The sequence below is a fragment of the Tunicatimonas pelagia genome, from assembly GCF_030506325.1.
In the GTDB taxonomy this organism is placed as follows: domain Bacteria; phylum Bacteroidota; class Bacteroidia; order Cytophagales; family Cyclobacteriaceae; genus Tunicatimonas; species Tunicatimonas pelagia.
The window spans coordinates 5,213,327-5,231,899 of sequence record NZ_CP120683.1; the positions used below are offsets into that span (position 1 = coordinate 5,213,327).

General features: G+C 47.5%; 12 protein-coding genes. 9 read left to right on the forward strand and 3 right to left on the reverse strand.

Going from position 1 to position 18,573, the window contains the following annotated elements; genetic code table 11:
* Positions 1–32: 32 nt before the first annotated feature.
* Positions 33–368 (forward strand): hypothetical protein, encoded by a 336-nt coding sequence (locus P0M28_RS22260; RefSeq protein ID WP_302205225.1) that lies wholly within the window; start codon positions 33–35, stop codon positions 366–368.
* 112 nt (positions 369–480) lie between these two features.
* Here P0M28_RS22260 and P0M28_RS22265 read toward each other — a convergent pair whose 3' ends face one another.
* From P0M28_RS22265 to P0M28_RS22275, 3 genes are all read right to left on the reverse strand, one after another.
* Positions 481–1,308, reverse strand: coding sequence for a mechanosensitive ion channel family protein (locus P0M28_RS22265; protein ID WP_302205227.1), 828 nt, complete (start codon positions 1,306–1,308; stop codon positions 481–483).
* Positions 1,309–1,398: 90 nt separating this feature from the next.
* Entirely contained in the window at positions 1,399–1,587 is a 189-nt protein-coding gene (locus P0M28_RS22270) for a hypothetical protein (protein ID WP_302205229.1), read from the reverse strand.
* Between the two features lie 2 nt (positions 1,588–1,589).
* The gene (locus P0M28_RS22275; protein WP_302205231.1) at positions 1,590–2,207 is read right to left on the reverse strand and encodes an RNA polymerase sigma factor; all 618 of its coding nucleotides are present in this window, start codon (positions 2,205–2,207) and stop codon (positions 1,590–1,592) included.
* A gap of 175 nt (positions 2,208–2,382) precedes the next feature.
* Between P0M28_RS22275 and P0M28_RS22280 the strand changes: the two genes are divergently transcribed.
* From P0M28_RS22280 to P0M28_RS22315, 8 genes are all read left to right on the forward strand, one after another.
* On the forward strand, positions 2,383–3,153 hold the full coding sequence (locus P0M28_RS22280) for a hypothetical protein (RefSeq protein ID WP_302205233.1): 771 nt from the start codon (positions 2,383–2,385) through the stop codon (positions 3,151–3,153).
* Between the two features lie 192 nt (positions 3,154–3,345).
* Positions 3,346–9,000 carry an alpha-2-macroglobulin family protein gene (locus tag P0M28_RS22285; RefSeq protein WP_302205235.1) on the forward strand — a complete coding sequence of 1,885 codons (5,655 nt, stop codon included), beginning with the start codon at positions 3,346–3,348 and terminating at the stop codon, positions 8,998–9,000.
* Positions 9,001–9,282: 282 nt separating this feature from the next.
* On the forward strand, positions 9,283–9,987 hold the full coding sequence (nfi, locus tag P0M28_RS22290; protein WP_302205237.1) for a deoxyribonuclease V: 705 nt from the start codon (positions 9,283–9,285) through the stop codon (positions 9,985–9,987).
* A gap of 73 nt (positions 9,988–10,060) precedes the next feature.
* Positions 10,061–11,167, forward strand: coding sequence for a Gfo/Idh/MocA family protein (locus tag P0M28_RS22295; protein WP_302205238.1), 1,107 nt, complete (start codon positions 10,061–10,063; stop codon positions 11,165–11,167).
* 120 nt (positions 11,168–11,287) lie between these two features.
* Complete coding sequence (locus tag P0M28_RS22300; RefSeq protein ID WP_302205240.1) at positions 11,288–11,779, forward strand: NYN domain-containing protein; 492 nt, start codon at positions 11,288–11,290, stop codon at positions 11,777–11,779.
* Positions 11,780–12,990: 1,211 nt separating this feature from the next.
* Positions 12,991–14,430 carry a DUF3375 domain-containing protein gene (locus P0M28_RS22305; RefSeq protein ID WP_302205242.1) on the forward strand — a complete coding sequence of 480 codons (1,440 nt, stop codon included), beginning with the start codon at positions 12,991–12,993 and terminating at the stop codon, positions 14,428–14,430.
* A gap of 28 nt (positions 14,431–14,458) precedes the next feature.
* Positions 14,459–15,052: a DUF4194 domain-containing protein gene (locus P0M28_RS22310; RefSeq protein WP_302205244.1), complete on the forward strand. Its 594-nt coding sequence runs from the start codon at positions 14,459–14,461 to the stop codon at positions 15,050–15,052.
* On the forward strand, positions 15,049–18,456 hold the full coding sequence (locus P0M28_RS22315) for an ATP-binding protein (RefSeq protein WP_302205245.1): 3,408 nt from the start codon (positions 15,049–15,051) through the stop codon (positions 18,454–18,456). The genes P0M28_RS22310 and P0M28_RS22315 overlap by 4 nt, the downstream gene beginning before the upstream one ends.
* The last annotated feature ends 117 nt before the right edge of the window (positions 18,457–18,573 follow it).

Sequence of the window (18,573 nt, forward strand, 5' to 3'; positions counted from 1 at the left end):
TCCTTATCCTCTTCAATTTTTGTATTAGAACTATGGAAACCCAAGAAAAACTACATGAACTAGATAAAGCCATTACTTGGTGGCAAGCATCATTAGAAAATGAAGTGCTAGCGCTTCAGCGGGAAGCTAAAGAAGCAATTATCCGCAAGCTAAAGTACGAACGGCGTAAGCTAATAGAAGAAGAAAGTGGTGCTTCGCTAGAGGGCATTTTGCTAAACCTGCGGGATACTGCTATTGATACTTTTGATGGTCTGACTGGGCAGTTAGCTGAAACAGTCAACGAGTTGCTTAAAGAAGAAAAGTCTTCTCAGCCTTCTAGTCTACCCACTATCTCCGAACCAAATAAAGAATCGGTTGACGAGGTTTAAGATACTATAAATCTGAATGGATAAGCGAGGGGTTTGGTGTAAGGAGTTTGATGTTATGATCACTTCTCTCACTGCTCCCCGCCCCAAGTACCCACTCCTTCGCTCACGATGTTCACCCTAACTTCTCAACTCGCTTATCAATGAGAAAGCGGACGGGAAAAACCACCTCTTTATTCTGCGTCTTGATGGCTACTGATACACTGTCAATTCGAGCGACTTCGCCCTCTACGTCGTCTAATTTAATCCGGTCGCCCACGGCAAAATTGCGACGGCTGTAGAAGGACGCGAGAATATTTTCCAACACATGGCGGGAGGCAATGGCAAAGCTCAGGGCAAAGGCTCCCACGGCAGCCCCAATTATCAGCGTAAGATTGGCCGTAATGATGCTGGTGTCGATTCCGGCTTGCTCCAAGGCAGTTAGCACTACAATGATAGCGAGCACGTAGAATAGTAGGCTGCTGACAATTTTTGCCGCCCCAATTTGCATAGATTGTAGAGCCGCCCGTACAAAATTACGTACCGTTTGCGCCAGATATAAGCCAATAAGCGCAATCACCAAAGCACTGAGCAGGGCGGGGAGATAATTAATCAGGTCATTCAGGGTGCGGGATACGGCGGTCCAGCCTAGAGTTTCGGAAGCTGCCACGAAAAATAAAAGTAAAATTACCCAGTACACAAAACGACTGATGATCTGTACACTATCTAGCGATATTTCCGAACGCTCGAGAATTGATAGTTGATTTAGGCGTTCCGTAACCCGCTGCATAGATTTGGATTGTAGCAGTTTCTGAATAGCGTAGGACACCACTTTGGCAATAAGCCAACCAACGAATAGTAAAATAATTGCCCCAATCACGTTGGGCAGGGCGTTCATAATGGTTTGACCAAAAGCTCGCAGAGAAGCAGCTACGGTTTCTTCCCAATGTTGTAGATTTTCCATAATTCAATACGAGGTTTGAAGAGCTGAAGGTGATAAGAACTGAAGAAGGATAAGGATTAACAGTCTAACCATTTCATCAATCATCAATCATTAATCATTATCGTTCTTTTTAGTTTTAAAGAGGTCAAGCATGGTTTTACCCATCTTATCGGTGAATAAGTCCGCCATTTCTATCATTAGCTGACTGAACTCTACACTTTCCATTACTTTTTGCTTAAGCCTTTCGGGAGCGGGGTTCGCTTCTTCTAGCTTTTTAAAAGGGTTCGTTTCTTCGGCCATCGTTAAAGTATTAGCAACCAGCTTAACAATAGAATAAAAAGTATAACAATCGCTCTAGCTCGGCTCAGGGAGATAACTTTCTCTTTCGCCCGTTTCAACCGCATCTTTACTGCACTCTCACCTAATTGGGTGTGCGCCATAATCTCTTCAACACTCGCCCCATCTTGGTACTTCATAAGTAGCAATGCTCTTTCTTCGGGACTAATTTTTTCCAACAACCGCTTAAGCTGGTTGATCCTAAGTTCCAGCAGAGCAGCCTCACTTTCGGCCTCATCAATCTGATGGGTTTGCTCACTGCTGTACGCTTCTTGTTCTTTCATCGCTTTCTTATTTTTTCGGGCGTACTCTACGCACTCGTGGTAGGTAATACTGTACAGCCAGGTAGAAAACTTCGCCTGAAAGCGAAACTCTGATAATTTCAAGTATACTTTCAAAAATACATCATGCGCCAGGTCTTCGGCCTCGGCCCGGTCGTGGGTAAAACTTACGCATTTGGCAAACACCTTGTCGGCGTAGCGGTCGTACAGTCGCCCAAAGGCAGCGGTGTCTTTATGCTCAGTAATTTTTCGGATTACCTCCTCATCGCTGATGGGGTGGTTGGCCGAGTGTCTAACAGTCAATGTACTATGGGATATACTATAAGTAGTCTTAAGACGGTAAAACTAAACCAAAGTCACATTTTTAGTAGAAAAATTTAGTTAAGAAAAAATTTTTTAAAAACATGTGACCTCACCATTATTCTTTCGTCACAAGGGTGTAATTCAAAAAAAACAAACACACATAAATTACACTATCATGAGAACTATATTATCATTCTTTGTCGCTATTTTGTTGGTTGCCAGTACTTCTACCTTTGCGCAAAAGTACCGTCCGGCGGAGTATAAAGTCCAGTTTGACAAAACTACTGCTTCGGCTTGGGTAGTTTCAGTAGATGAAGAACCACTAGATGCTTTGAAAAAAAGCTGGTCAGCTTACGTTCGTCAAGAGTTGAATGTAAAAAGCAAAAAAGACGGACGCAGTGCTTTAATTGCTAAGGAAGTAACCATACCGCGTATTGCCGAAAGCACCGGCGACCTACGAGCCAGGTTCTACACCGAAAATAACGAAAGCCAAATGGCAGTAGCCTTTACTACTGGGTACAGCACTTCTATCAATACCGAAGACAGTCCCGAAGAGGCCGAAAATCTGCGTCAACTAACTAAAAACTTCGTTAAATACTATAAGACGAACTCGTTGAATGGTCAGATTGCCCAGTACGAAAAGCGGGAGAAATCGCTAACATCATCTTACGGGAAAAATGAGCGGGAGCAAAAGCAACTGACCAAGCGGGTAGCCAAAGTAGAAAAGCAGATGAAATCCGACAAGTCTGATGAGAACAAGAAGTTTGACCTGAAAAATGAGAAAATTGCCGACGAATCGCGTATGGCTGCTTTGGATGCCATTATGGTGAACCAGAAGAAAGAGTTGATAGCAATTAATAAAACCATTCAACAACTACGCGCCGACATCAGCTACTTGGAAACTTTGTTCGCTGAGCCGGTTGCTAAGAAAAACGTAGGTCAATAGTTAATTGATCGGTTGATAGATAGAAAAGGGACGGTAACTCACCGTCCTTTTTTGTTTTATTTCAGCGGTACTTTTTTAATATGCTCGATTTGGTACAATCCATTGAAAGTTAATACAACTTGAGCTACCGCTAGGATTTCCACATTCACCCGCTAATTTTGTATTATTCTCCCGGGTCAGTAATCAACCTAAATGGATAAGATACAAGCGTTTCTACGTCAGCTTCTTTCAGAAATTCGGCAACAGTGGTTTCAGCTTACTTTTCGACAGCAAATTATAACACTAGCGGTGGGCGTAGGCGGTATTGTACTACTGATAGGGCTAGTCATATTTTTGGCTTCGGACAAGTTTCCTGAAACTGATTCGGTTGACCCGGCGTTTCAGGCGTATATTTCTTCGTATAGTTCAGGAGTTCTTTCGGTAGAGTCGCCCGTTCGGGTTCGGCTTACCACCCCAGCAGTTGATAGCACTCAAGTTGGCCAACTTGTTCGCCAGCGATTGTTTCAGTTTGCGCCTGAAGTAGAAGGAGAAGCGTATTGGGCTGACCAGCAAACGATTGAGTTTCTTCCAACTGAATCCCTGAAGAGCGGACAGCGGTATCGAGTGAACTTTGACTTGGAGGAAGTGCAAGAAGTACCTGATGCTTACGAGTCGTTTGCGTTCAGCTTTCAAACCATCCAGCAGAACTACTCAGTAGAATTGGTCGGCCTGACGGCCAAAAACGAAAACGAGTTGGTAAAACAAGAGTTGCACGGCATACTACTTACTGCCGATGCTGCTCCGGCTACCGCTGTTGAGCAGATGCTCTCGGCTCAACAAGCTGATCGTCCGCTTTCCGTTCGGTGGGAACATGCAACTGACAACCGCAGTCATTCTTTTGTAATTGATGAAGTAGTCCGTCAAGAAGATCAATCTTCGGTTGTGGTACAAAGCTCGGGTGAACCGCTGTCACTACAGAAATCGCCCTCTTTTACCGTAGACGTGCCCGCCCGCTCTACGTTCAAACTGCTTAACTATCGGGTAGTAGAAGTACCGGAACAATATCTGGAGCTACGTTTCTCCGATCCGCTTCAACCTAGTCAATCTTTAGATGGCTTAATCCAGCTAAATCAGCGAGAAAGGGATGAGGAAGACTTCAGGTTCATCGTAGACAAAAACATCGTAAAAATGTACCTGGCTGATCGATTAACGGGTACGAGAAGTATTATTGTTAACGAGGGAATCCGAAACACCGAGGGAAAGTCGTTCCCAACTACGGTAGAGCTAGATGTGGAGTTTGAAGCGGTGAAGCCCGCCGTGCGTCTGCTGAAAGCAGGGGTGATTTTGCCTACTACCCAAGGCATGGTGTTGCCGTTTGAGGCGGTTAACCTAAAGTCAGTAGACGTGACGGTAGTTCGTGTTTTTGAAAAAAATATTGCTCAATTTTTTCAAGTAAACCAGTACGATGGACAGCAGGAGTTACGGCGGGTAGGTCAGCCCGTGGCTCAGCAGGAAATTCCGCTCAATGGGTCGGGAGTTACGGATTTGGGCAAGTGGAATCGCTTTACGCTGGATTTGCAAAAGCTGATAGAAGCAGAGCCGGGAGCTGTATATCAGGTGATTATTGGTTTTCGTCAGCATCAGGCGATTTCTAGTTGTGAAAACCAATCTGATCAAAATGAGGAATATTCATTCTTTGCTTCTGATGACTGGAGTAACGCAGATCGAATGTTCTGGGAGAGTTACGGCGACTACTACTACACCCGCAATTATAATTGGGAAGAGCGGGATAATCCATGCTCATCTTCTTACTACGGAGGACGGCGTAGCGTGCGAAAAAATCTGCTAGTCTCTAACCTGGGGCTTATCGCTAAGAAAGAAGGCGATCGTCAGTATCGTATTGCAGCGACCAACTTGCAAACCACCGAGCCACAGTCAGGAGTAGCAATCAAACTGTTAGACCTTCAACAGCAGGTGTTAGCCGAAGGAAGCACCGACAGCGATGGCTGGTGGCAGGTAGCAGTAGAGAAGCAACCCTTTCTGGCCGTGGCTGAAGAAAACGGGCAAAAGAGCTATTTGCGATTAGATGATGGCACCGCCCTTTCGTTAAGCAACTTTGATGTGGCAGGTCAGTTGGTAGCTGAAGGAATTAAGGGTTTTTTGTACGGTGACCGGGGCGTGTGGAGACCGGGCGATTCACTGCATCTTAACTTTATTTTAGAAGATCGCACTGAGCGCTTACCTCCAAATCATCCGGTAGTCTTTGAGTTATCTAACCCCCAGGGGCAGACCGCACAACGCATTGTGCGTACCGATCATGTAGGGGGTATTTATAACTTCAGTACCGCTACCGATCCGGGTGCAATTACGGGCAGTTGGTTGGCTAAAGTAATGGTGGGAGGAGCATCATTTACTAAAACGGTGAGAATTGAAACAGTCAAACCCAATCGCCTGCGGGCTGATCTTGATTTCGGAACATTCCGTCTACTAGCTACCGATCAGCGACTAACGGCCGACTTATCAGTAGCTTGGCTCAACGGAGCAACCGCTCGCAACCTCCGGGCGCAGTACGAGCTACTATTAACCCCTCGGCCTACTACTTTTGCTCAGTATCCCGGTTACCACTTTGATGATCCGACTGCGGAGTTTGAGCGGGAACGAAAAGAGGTATTCGACGGACGAGTGAATTCCGAGGGAAATGCATCCTTTCAAGTGGATTTGTCTACCGAAGGATCACCTCCCGGCAGGTTAGATGCCACGTTTATCGGAAAAGTTTTTGAGGAAGGAGGAAATTTCAGTACCGATCAGCAAACGCTACCGTACTATCCGTACCGCTCTTACGTAGGTATGAAAGTACCTGAAGGGCAGGGGTGGGGTGGTTCACTAAACGCCAATAAAGCCCACCCAATTGATGTAGTAGTCGTTGATGCATCGGGCAGATCAATCTCTGGAAATGATCTAGAGGTGAGTCTGTATGAACTGGAATGGCGATGGTGGTGGGATCAGTCAGACCGATCGTTAGCTCAGTACGTAAATAACACTTATCGGAAACCGATACAATCCGACATTATTGACGCTTTGGACGGAACAGCTACTTGGCAATTGAAAGTGGCTGATAATACCTGGGGAAGATATCTGCTCCGCGTATGCGATCCAGAATCAGGACACTGTACCGGAAAAATTATTTACTTGGATTCACCTTACGCACGAGAGGGAGAAGACCAGTCCGATGGAGCTACAATGCTTACTTTTTCTTCCGATCAAGATAGCTATCAGGTAGAAGAAGAGGCTACGCTATACCTACCCGCTCAGGCCGGAAGTCGCTTTCTGATAAGTTTGGAGAACGGTAGTCAGATTTTGGAAACAAATTGGTTGGAAGTTGAAGAAAGTGATGTGGCGAGCGATAGCAATGCGGTATTTACCTTTGAAGTGACCGAAGCAATGGTGCCCAATGTATACGCTAACGTAACCATGCTACAACCCCACAAGCAGACTGCTAACGATTTGCCGATTCGGATGTACGGAGCCATCAACCTTAGTGTAGAAAATCCTGAAACCCATCTTGAGCCAATGATTGAGATTCCTACTGAATTAGAACCGGAAGGAGAGATGACTATCAATGTTTCTGAAGCGAACGAGCGGGAAATGGCGTATACCGTAGCGGTGGTGGATGAAGGACTGTTGGATATAACCAACTTTGCTACTCCCCAACCGCATACCTACTTCTACGCCCGAGAGGCACTAGGAGTAAAAACCTGGGACTTATACGACTACGTAATCGGAGCCTACGGAGGTGAGCTAGAGCGAATTTTGGCGGTAGGTGGTGATGCGGAATTGGCAGAAATAAGCGACCGTAAGGCGAATCGATTTAGCCCGGTGGTGAAATTTTTAGGGCCATTCTATCTGGATGATGATGAAGTAAACGAGCATACCTTCACGCTGCCTAATTACGTAGGTTCGGTGCGGGTAATGGTAGTAGCCGCTTACGAAGGAGCCTACGGCAGTGCCGACACTACCACTACGGTGAGCAAGCCACTGATGGTACTCGGTACACTACCGCGCGTATTAAGTCCGGGAGAGGAAGTACAGTTGCCAGTTACAGTGTTTGCGATGGATAACTCGGTGAAAGATGTGCGGATCAATGTGAATACTAATACGCTCATCAATCACCAGCGAACGAATAGTAGGGAAATGTTTTTTTCGGTGCCGGGCGACCGGATTACTGATTTTTCTTTGAAGACCACACCGCAGGTGGGGATTGGAGAAGTACAGATTAATGCGGCGGCTGGCCCTAACCGAGCAGACTATACCATTGAACTGGACATACGAAATCCTAACCCACCAATTACGCAAGCCATCACTAAGATTATTCCGAAAGGAACCAGCTGGAATGCTGCTTACGAAGCCATTGGAGTAGCCGGAACCAATCAGGCGGTATTGGAAGTGTCTAACATTCTACCTCTCAATCTAAGTCAGCGGTTAGAATACCTCATTCGCTATCCGCACGGTTGCATCGAGCAAACGGTTTCGGCAGCATTTCCGCAGTTATACCTTAACCAGATTGAAGAACTCGCCGAAGAAGAGCAGCTACGGATTGAAAACAACGTAAAACAGGCTATTGCCCGACTCAATTCTTTTTTAACCAATGAAGGGGCCTTCGCCTACTGGCCGGGTAGCCAAGATGCCGATGAGTGGAGTACTAGTTATGCCGGACACTTTCTGCTAGAGGCTCAGCAGCAAGGCTACGCAATTCCGGTTGGGCTGATGCAAGCCTGGCAGAACTACCAGCGACGACGGGCTAACCAGTGGGGAGCTGGTTCGGGTTACGTTCGGGAAGAGCTGATTCAGGCGTATCGCTTGTACACCTTGGCCTTAGCGGGAAATCCGGCACAAGGTGCTATGAATCGTTTAAGAGAGAAGGGAAATTTATCATTAACTGCGGTGTGGCGATTAGCCGCTGCTTACGCCCTCATCGGTCAGCCGGAAGTAGCTACTCAGACGATTAACGGTTTAGAGACAAACGTACCCAAGTACCAAGAAAACTATGGTACCTACGGTTCGGCCTACCGCGATGAAGCAATGATACTGGAAACGCTCACGATTCTAGAGAAAAAAGTAGAAGCACTACGGCTGTACCAGCGAATCTCTACTGCGTTGGGTAATGAGTCGGTGTGGATGAGTACCCAGACCACTGCTTTTTGCTTGTTGGCGGCTAGTAAGTACACTCAATCGGTGAATACCGATCAGGAAATACAGTTTACGTACCAGATACCCGGTCGTCCGCTGAGCGAGGTTCGCTCGCAGATGTCGCTTGTGCAACGCCCACTAGATGTGCAGTCCGGACGTCGTTATACAGCAAATGTTACTAACCAAACCGAGGGTGATTTGTACGCTCGGGTGGTTTTGCGGGGTACTCCTCCAATGGAAGAAGCTGAAGCTGTTGAAAATGGATTGCGGTTACAGATTAACTACAAAGATACCAATGGTGAACCCATTGAGCCGGAGAACATACTACAGGGTACCGATTTTTTAGCAGAAATCACGGTGATTAACCCCGGCACCCAGGGCGATTTACAGCAATTGGCGTTAACCCATATTGTTCCTTCTGGCTGGGAGATCATCAACACTCGCTTGCAGAATACATCATCATTTTACCAACAAGATAGTTATGAGTATCAGGATATTCGCGATGATCGGGTGTATACCTATTTTGATCTATCGGCTGGAGAACGTAAAACATTCACACTGGTACTGAATTCAGCTTACGTCGGGCGGTTTTATCAGCCCGGGATTTATTGCGAAGCTATGTACGATAATACGCTGAATGTGCGCTCTGAAGGCCGTTGGGTAGAAGTACAGCAACCGTAGTAGTTTTATTGCTTATCGCGCATTTTTAAGATCGCTTTAAAACAAAAAAACCTACTTCGCAATGCGAGCAGGCTTTTCCAAAACTACCTAAACTATGAGAAACAATTCTACTGTCCTACTTAGGACTAACCGTAAGTAGAACATGTCTTCAGCGATGAAGACGTAACAAAGATGAGGGGTTTTCCTGGAATTGTATAATCATTTACTAGCTTTGCCTTACGGGTGTAAGAATTTTTTGAAGCCTGTTAATTTTTACTACGGTACACACCAAACCCTACATGAATGCTAATACCGCTACACCCTTGGAACGTTAGCCCCACTGAAGCAGTGAAGATTCAGCGAGATATGCGGGAAAAGGTACGGCTCGAGCCTTTATTTGATTCTGTTCAATACGTAGCCGGGGCTGATATTTCCTTTGATCGTGGTTCGGATGTGTTTCATGCGGGCATTGTTATTTTGCGATTACCCTCGCTTCAGGTGTGTGGGCACTCGCTAGTTACTACCAAATCTACCTTTCCCTACGTGCCGGGCTTGTTGTCGTTCCGAGAAATGCCGTCTTTGCTAGAAGCCTGGGACCAATTGCCCACTAAACCGGATGTAGTAGTACTAGATGGGCACGGAATAGCGCACCCTCGTCGCTTAGGAATTGCTTCTCATTTTGGGCTTTGGGTCAATAAACCTACCATTGGCTGTGCAAAAAAAATGTTGGTTGGCATGCACGAGACCCTAGCAACAGAAGCAAAATCACACGCACTAATTCACGACAATCAAGAAATTATCGGGGTTGCGCTGCGGTCGCGGGAAAACGTAAACCCTATTTATATTTCGCCGGGACACCTTACGAATTTAGAAAGTGCGTTGTCTGTTGTAAGTGCCTGCCTCACCCGCTACCGTCTTCCTGAAGTAACTCGCCAGGCGCATCAATTGGTCAATCAACTACGTAGAGGCGAGGTACAGCCCGGAGTTCGGTTGTATCAGGAGATGTGATTTTTGGGTCTTATCTGCCTACTTTTTACGTGCTAAATACTATCTTCACCCGTATAGCTGACTTAATACTACCATGAAAACACAGTCTCAACCTTCTCGCCGTCAATTTATTAAACAAACTGCTTCAGCTAGCGTTCTGGCGATTACCCCCGCCATCTGGAGTAAAAACATTAGTCTAATCGGGCTGAAACCTAAAGAAAAGATGGGGATCGCTTTAGTAGGTTTAGGCTACTACAGTGGTCAAGTATTAGCTCCGGCCTTGCAGGAAACGGAAAATTGTTATCTGGCAGGAGTGGTTACGGGTACTCCTGAGAAAGAAAAAGTTTGGGCCGAGAAATATGGTATCAAAGATCAGAATATCTACAACTACGAAACCTACGATCAGATTGCTGATAATGATGATATTGATATTATTTACGTAGTACTGCCCAACTCTATGCACGCGGAGTACGTAATTCGTGCGGCTAAGGCCGGAAAGCACGTAATCTGTGAAAAGCCTATGGCATCGAGTGTGGAGGAGTGCGAAGCAATGATCAAAGCCTGCGAAGATAATAACCGTAAACTTTCTATCGGCTACCGAATGCAGTTTGAGCCGCATACGCAAGAAATAATGCGCTTGGGGCAGGAGAAAGTATTTGGCTCCGTGAAACTGGTGAATGCTGGAGCGGGCTACCGTGAAGCCCGAGCCGACCATTGGAAACTAAACCAAGAAATGGGAGGCGGAGCAATGATGGATATGGGAGTATATGCCCTACAAGCAGCTCGCTACGTTACGGGCGAAGAGCCAATTGCCGTAACTGCCCAGTCTTTTACTACTCGTCCTGAAATCTTTACTGAAGTAGACGAAACTACCATGTTTCAGTTAGAATTTCCGAGTGGCGCACTGGCTAATCTGCACACCAGCTTTGGTATGGGAATGAATTACCTGAACGTAACGGCTGAAAAAGGTTGGTTTAAGCTTGATCCGTTTTCGGCTTACGGAGGTATAAAAGGAGAGAGTAAAAATGGGCCAATTGACTTTCCGCAGATTAACCAGCAGGCCGCGCAAATGGATGGGCAAGCCATGAGTGTAATGGAGGATAAACCAATGCAGGTACCTGGTGAAGAAGGGTTACGTGATATGCGGGTGGTAGAAGCTGTGTATCGCGCTATTGAATCTGGCGATCAGGAAAAAGTGTAATTTTTAGTTGAAACCGCGTCGGCGGCCGATTGATAATGGATAACGGCCGCGCGGTTGATAATTACTAAAACGACCCATTATCAACCTCGGAACTTATCCGGGATCAAATTTTATTTTTTTATGAGTAAAGTAACCTTGCCACCCGTAAGAATCAGTCAGTCAGTGGCGATTTTAGTTGACGGGAACAATATTGAAATTAGTTTGCACAATCTGTTCAGTAAGAATAATATCATGCTGAACTACGACACGCTAATTCCCCGTTTGTTAGGTGAACGAGGGTTAAACCGTATCATTTACTTTCGGGAGGGGAGTAGCATCTCTTCTAAGCTGGCGCAACGCTTACGAAAAAACTACCACGGCTCAGTAGTGCCTTGCTACAAAGGAGCCGATATTCCACTGAGCATTAAGGCAACCCAACTAGCGCACAAAGTAGATGCTATTGTAATTCTTTCCGGCGATGCCGATTACGTAGAATTAGTTCGCCATCTGAAATCGGAAGGGGTACGGGTAGAAATTGCGGCGGTAGAAAAAACCACCGCCGCCGTACTATTGGAAGAAGCGGATTACTTCACTCCTATCACCAAAGAAGACTGCTTTGAATACACCGGATAGCAGCATAATTAACATCTGTTACTACTAATTTAATCGCTTATTCTCATTCCGTAGGGGTGTGTGACAGCGCAAGGGACGCGAGGAGAACCACCACAAAATTACAAAGAAGCCTTAAAAAGAACGTGTCCCCTAAACAGGTTCGGGGTCTCCTGCTTAATAGGATGGGATGCCGTAGTTCTACTAGGAGAATAAATCCGGCAAAATAATAGACACTTTTGTCGTACACCCACCCTACAGTCAAAGAGGAGTTAAGCCGCGAACTGCTACATGAATTGATATTTCTTGAGGCTCCAAAGGTAAAGTTGATATGCATTTACAATTGATGAATATATACCTCACTCTTTTCAGTAAGCTGGGGAAATAATACCCCAAGTGATTTACCGAACATACCCCCAGCGGTTTTTATCGCGTTTGCACTAAATTTGATAAGATAGTGTGACAATGATAGGTATTAAGTGGTGAAAGTCTGAATTAGCTTATTGCTGGTATAGATTGCTATAATTTCGGAACTAGCTAGCAGGTCACTAATTTATCATTACGCTTGGGGCAATGTTGTTTGCCGGTTGATCCATCATTGTTGACATTGGTTATAAGTTTTTGTCTGGTTTTATTATTGGGAAGAAAATAATTGCACATCCAAAGCCATGAAAATAATAAACATCTACATACACGACGCGATGGCTTTGATTGAACAAAGCAAAAAGCAGTGTCACCAAAGCAGAAGCAGAATTACCAAGGCACGTACTAAGCTGCACCAGCTTAAGTCACTTCCTAAAAAGCAAGCAGTCTAGTAGTTTTTACTTTAGCTACTGCTCGTCATTTCTAAGAGTATTATTTATCTAGGGTAAGTACTGGTTCAGGTTTAAATCTGCAATAGAAAAGTGGGTAAAAAGCTAATCCACACTTTGGTAATGTTTCCGTTTCATCGTTTTACTCAACGACCACCTAAGGGTGGGTTTGATTTATGCGCCCGGTACCCGACGATATCAGATACCCGTGCTTTTGCTACAGCCCCGGTACCGATAAAGTACGTCTACAACACAATTTTAATGAGATGCCCGCGTTTCGGGTACTACAGTAGTTCCTTCGGTATACGTTTTGGTGGAATAAGTCTTGGAACGTATAGGTAGTTATGTCTACTTTTGGGGTGCAGATAAGCGAGAGAATAGACTATAGTTTAGCTCTTCCGTTCTGCACTACATTGATACGTTATGCACTACGAAGACCTGCGCTACCACCTCGACCACCATGTAGCCCTGCGATTTGTCAGGAAAGATCACGCGCCACTAATCGGCTCGTTCCTGCACCATGCGTTTAAAGCCGAGAATCACTTTAAAGTACTGGAAACCGAGCTGACGAATCGCTTGTACGATTTTCTATCAACCCTCAATGCGGGGCATGATCCGGCTTTGTATCCGTTGAGTCCTAAAGAGTACCTTAAACAGTGGACGCAGAATGGCTTTCTGAGTAGAGCCTACGAAGAAAACTGGGACGTACCTATTTACCAATTGACATCCGGCAGTGAAATGGCTCTCCGTTGGCTAGCTGATCTGGATAAAAAATCGTTCGTTGGTACCGAAAGTCGCTTGCTTCAGATCATTCGCCTGCTGGAAGAAATGGTGCAAAAAACGCAGATTGACCCGGCAGAACGAATTAAGCTACTAGAAAAACAGAAGGAAGCATTGGATCAGGAAATTGCCGAACTGTCGGTTCGCGAAGAACCGCTAGAACCGGACGAAACCCAGCTCAAAGAACGATTCTTTGAGCTAGAGCGTATGGCACGTGATCTAATGGCTGATTTTCGGGAAGTTGGCGAAAATTTTCGCTCGCTTGACCGTCGCGCCCGAGAAAAGCAACTGACCAAAACTACCACGCGTGGAAAAATGGTTGGCGAGGTGCTGGATGCCTACGATGCGCTTTGGCAATCAGATCAGGGTAAGAGCTTTGCTGCCTTTTGGGAGCTACTGATGAATACCCAGCAACAAGAAGCACTTGACGGCATGATCCGGCAGGTAAAGCAACTGCCTCAGGTAGCCTCGCTCAGCAGCAATGCCGTGATTAGTCGGCTCAAAATCAATCTCATTAACGTAGGCGATCAGGTCAATCAGTCAAATCACCAACTCGTGGCTCAACTGCGGCGATTTTTAGACGCTCAGGTGCTGCTGGAGAATCGCCGGATTGCCGAAACCATCGACACCATCCAGACCGAAGCCGTAGCCCTCAAAGATACGATCAACTGGCGGAAGCCATTTTTCTGGCTCGACGACAAGCCGACGACGGACTTTACCATGGCCCGTCCGCTGTTCACACCTCCCACCCGTCCAGTAATCGCCACCGAGGTGATCGAAGAAGGAGTATCCGATCACCAGACTGATGTACTGTTTGAGCAGGTCTACGTTGACCCACAGGAGCTGCAACGGAGAATCAGGAAGCTACTGCGGCAGCACGGTCAGGTATCGTTACAAGAGGTGACCCGCCACTTTCCGATTGAGAAGGGCTTGACCGAACTGCTGACGTACCTGAATCTTGCTTCGCAGGACAGTAGGACGGTAGTGGATACCGAGGTGGTCGAAGAAATTGAGGTGCGGGATAAAAAGTATTCTGAAGAACCATTTTTAGTAGATGTGCCGCAGCACATATTTTCGCGCTGATGCGCTACTTTTACAAAAACTAATTCGTATGACCGATACCGATCTGAAAAACGTCCCTAGCTATAGCAAAGTACTCGCCCACTTGCTGAAAGCACCGCTCTACGCCCATGATAAAGACGGTTGGCATCAGTTGCTACAGCACCAACGTAGTATCCAGCAGCATTTTGGAGCGGTGGCTCTTACCCTTTACGTGGATGAACAAGAGGGCTACGCCTTCTTAAAGCCACTATCGGCCGAAGAGGAAGAAATGTGGCGCGAAGAACGGGGCGAAGACCCACCTCGCTTGGTGTCTCAGCGCAAGCTCAGCTACGGACATACGCTGATTCTGGTGCTGTTGCGCAAACGGCTGCTGGAGCACGATGCTCAGGGAGGCGATACCCGCCTAGTCATTCCGCGAGACGAAATCCAGGAAATGATGCAAGTCTTTTTGCCCGACGAAACCAACCAGGCCCGACTGACGGAGAACGTGGAAAGCGGTATCAACAAGATGATTGACATTGGCATCCTACGAGCTCTTAACAATGATCGCGAACACGTGGAAGTAAATCGAATTCTGAAAGCCAAGATTACACCGACCGAACTAGAAAGTATTGTAGAAAGCCTTAAAAAATACCGCCCATGAGTACCACCGAAACCGCCATGTTGGATGTTGAAACCGGCCGTGAAGCTCAGCGGGATACCGCCTCGGTCGGGTATGACCACGGCTATCGCCTGGATGCGTTAGAAGTGTACAACTGGGGCACCTTCCACCGTAAAATATGGGCCATCCAGCCATCATCAAAAAACGCATTGCTCACTGGCGACATTGGGTCAGGAAAGAGTACCCTGGTAGATGCCCTCACTACGCTCTTGGTACCGCACCACCGTATTGTGTACAACGCGGCTGCCGGAGCCCAGGCGAAAGAACGTTCGCTCCGCTCGTATATACGAGGTGAGTACCGCAGTGTACGCGCGAGCACCAGCACCCAGGCCAAATCAGTAGCTCTGCGCGAAGACGGTAAGAACTACTCGGTACTGCTGGCTCGCTTCACCAACACCGGGCTACGCGAGCGGGTAACCCTGGCTCAGGTATTCTGGATAGAAGACCATAAAGAGAAAAAATTCTTCATCGTATCGCGTGACCGACTTACCATCAAAGACCACTTTACCGGCTTTGGGTCAGACCTGCTACAGCTCAAAGCGCAGCTACGTCGGCAGGAGCACACCCAGGTGTTCGATGCTTTTAAGGACTACAGTGCCCGCTTGCGACAGCACTTCGGCATGAGCAGTGAAAAAACGCTACAACTGTTTTACCAAACGGTCTCGATGAAGTCGGTGGATAACCTTACCACTTTTGTGCGCTCGCACATGCTGGATCAAACTGACACTCGCGAACAACTGCTCGAGCTGCAACGCAATTTCGAGAATCTCCAGCAAGCCTACGAAAGCGTGCTCAAAGCCCGCCAGCAAACCGACCTACTCAAACCAGTAATTGACGAAGGGAAAAAGTACGAGCGGATTATTGATAAAATCGGGCAACTGGAAAACCACCGCGATGCTCTGCCCAGCTTCATGGCCGAACAACGTTACCGTTTACTGAACGAAGCCCTGGTTGACATCCAGCAACAGCAGGAGGAAGTCAGTCAGCAACGGCAAGAAAAAGAGCAACGCTTGGCTCAGCTGAGCGACCAAAAGGAAGGAGTCACGAAGGCGTACTACCAGAGCGGAGGCAACCGCATCGAAGACATTAAGGGTGAAATCAAGCAGGCACAGCAAGAGAAGGATCGTCGGGCGGGTCGTTGGGATCAGTACCATCGGCTCACCGATATGCTACAGTATCCTCGCGCAGATACGCCGCCACTTTTCGAGAGCAATCAGCAGCAGGCGCAGCAAGCCCTATCAGATGTACGGGAACGGAAGCAGCAACTGCTGCGGGAGCGCGACGATAAAGTAGTGCATCGAAACGAACTGTGGAAGCAGAAAGAAGAAGAGGAGCAGGAGCTGCACTCGCTGCAACAGCGGCAGAGCCAAATTCCCCGCCAGCAAATTGATATGCGGCAACACCTCACTGAGGCCTTGGGGTTGCGTACCGAACAGCTTCCGTTCGTCGGCGAACTACTGCGGGTACGACCCGAGGAGGCCGCCTGGGAGGGAGCGATTGAACGTGTGCTACACGGCTTCGCCCTGAGCCTACTGGTGCCTGATGAACTGTACGCGACGGTGAGCCAGTACGTAAACAACACCAACTTACGGGGGCGACTGGTCTATTACCGTACGTTGGCCGATACGGGTACTCCGTCCATTCATCCGGTTGCGGATCAGTCGATGTTGCATAAAATTGATATCAAGCCGGATACACCGTTTGAAGATTGGCTGGAACAAACACTGGAGCAACGATTCAATTACCTCTGTGCCGATACGGTGGATCAATTTCGTTCGCTTCCTCGCGCCATCACGCGCCAGGGTTTGGTGAAGCACGGGCGCGCCCGACACGAAAAGGATGACCGTCATGCTATTGATAACCGCCGGTTTTACGTGCTGGGTTGGTCGAACCAAGAAAAAATTGGGGCGATGCAAAAAGTGGTCAACCAATTGAAGCAGGACTGGCAGTTGGCAGGAGATGAGCTTGCCACACTGGAAGCAGCCACGGAGGAGCTGGATCAGCGGGCGGAGGCTGCGCGCGATCTGTTGCTGTTTGCAGAGTTTAATGACATTAACTGGTCAGAGGTAGTTCACCGCATTCAGGCACTGCAAGAAGAGATGCGCTCGCTGGAACACTCTTCGGATCAGTTGAAGCAGCTCAAGTCCGAAATGGATCGGCTTGCCGAGCAGATTACGATGCAGCAGCGCGAGAAAGAAGACCTACTCACCCGGCAAGGAGCACTCACCAGCCGACGCAGCGACTGTGAGCGTGATATGCATGATGCCCAACAACGTAAAGACCTGATCAGTGAGGAAGAGAAAGCAGCCAACTTTCCGGCCCTGAAAAAGCTGGCGGGTACGGCGACCATCCGCCTGAGCGACTTGGAGAACGTGCGGCAGCGGATGCAAACCACCATTCAGAAAAAGCTAAACAAGCAGACCGCTGAGCGCGATAGTCTGGGCAAGCGGCTAGGGAGGTTGATTCATCAGTTTATTCAGCAGTTTCCGGCGGAGTCAGTAGAAATTACCCCCTCGGCGGATTCGCTGCCCGAACTCCGTACCCTGCACCGCCGCCTGGTGCGCGACGACTTGCCCCAGCACGAGGCTCGCTTCCGGGAGCTGCTCCGCAAAGGTACCATCAATGACATCCTGCTATTCAAAAACAAGTTGGAAGCAGCTAGCGAGGAAATTGAGGAAAAGATTAATTTGATTAACGACTCACTGCGGGAGATTGAGTACGATCCGGGTACCTACATTCGCCTGGTGCCTGACAAAGAGCTGGATGCCGAGATTCGTAATTTTCAAACCGATCTTAAAAACTGCCTGAAAAATACGCTGGGGCAGGAAGATTACTATAACGAACAAAAGTACGTGCAGGTGAAGCAACTACTAGACCGCTTCCGCAGTGAGGAAAGCGCCGAAAAGCGATGGAAAGAAAAGGTGACCGATGTACGCAACTGGTATTCTTTCGGAGCATCGGAGCGCAACCGCGAAACGGAGGAGGAGGTGAATTACTACAGCGACAGCGGGGGCAAGTCCGGGGGGCAGAAGGAAAAACTTGCCTACACCGTACTAGCCTCGGCCTTGGCTTACCAGTACGGCATTCACGATGTGCAGAAAAGTGCTAAAGCCTTTCGGTTTGTGGTCATTGACGAAGCCTTCGGGCGAGGTTCGGACGAGAGTACTCGGTTTGGCCTGGAATTATTCAAGAAGATGAACCTGCAACTGCTGGTGGTGACTCCGCTCCAGAAAACGGGTATTATTCAGCACTACATCGACTTCGTTCACTTCGTAAGTAACCCTACCAAGATGAACAGCGAGGTGATTGACCTGACCAAGAAAGAATACCTGGAACGGAAGAAAGAGTATGATGAACAGCGGTTTAGTGCTTACATGGATGGTTAGCGACCTCCAATGACGATGGAATATGTTAAGACAATCAGGGGCTAAAGAGCTGAAGAACTGAATATTGGTGGTTTATTCAGCTTTTCAGTCCTATGTCGCGTTATACGATATTCACGA

Excerpts from the sequence above, each read along its gene's own strand:
- P0M28_RS22260 (WP_302205225.1), top strand. The coding sequence starts at position 33 with ATGGAAACCCAAGAAAAACTACATGAACTAGATAAAGCCATTACTTGG.
- P0M28_RS22265 (WP_302205227.1), bottom strand. The coding sequence starts at position 1,308 with ATGGAAAATCTACAACATTGGGAAGAAACCGTAGCTGCTTCTCTGCGA.
- P0M28_RS22270 (WP_302205229.1), bottom strand. The coding sequence starts at position 1,587 with ATGGCCGAAGAAACGAACCCTTTTAAAAAGCTAGAAGAAGCGAACCCC.
- P0M28_RS22280 (WP_302205233.1), top strand. The coding sequence starts at position 2,383 with ATGAGAACTATATTATCATTCTTTGTCGCTATTTTGTTGGTTGCCAGT.
- P0M28_RS22285 (WP_302205235.1), top strand. The coding sequence starts at position 3,346 with ATGGATAAGATACAAGCGTTTCTACGTCAGCTTCTTTCAGAAATTCGG.
- nfi (WP_302205237.1), top strand. The coding sequence starts at position 9,283 with ATGCTAATACCGCTACACCCTTGGAACGTTAGCCCCACTGAAGCAGTG.
- P0M28_RS22295 (WP_302205238.1), top strand. The coding sequence starts at position 10,061 with ATGAAAACACAGTCTCAACCTTCTCGCCGTCAATTTATTAAACAAACT.
- P0M28_RS22300 (WP_302205240.1), top strand. The coding sequence starts at position 11,288 with ATGAGTAAAGTAACCTTGCCACCCGTAAGAATCAGTCAGTCAGTGGCG.
- P0M28_RS22305 (WP_302205242.1), top strand. The coding sequence starts at position 12,991 with ATGCACTACGAAGACCTGCGCTACCACCTCGACCACCATGTAGCCCTG.
- P0M28_RS22310 (WP_302205244.1), top strand. The coding sequence starts at position 14,459 with ATGACCGATACCGATCTGAAAAACGTCCCTAGCTATAGCAAAGTACTC.
- P0M28_RS22315 (WP_302205245.1), top strand. The coding sequence starts at position 15,049 with ATGAGTACCACCGAAACCGCCATGTTGGATGTTGAAACCGGCCGTGAA.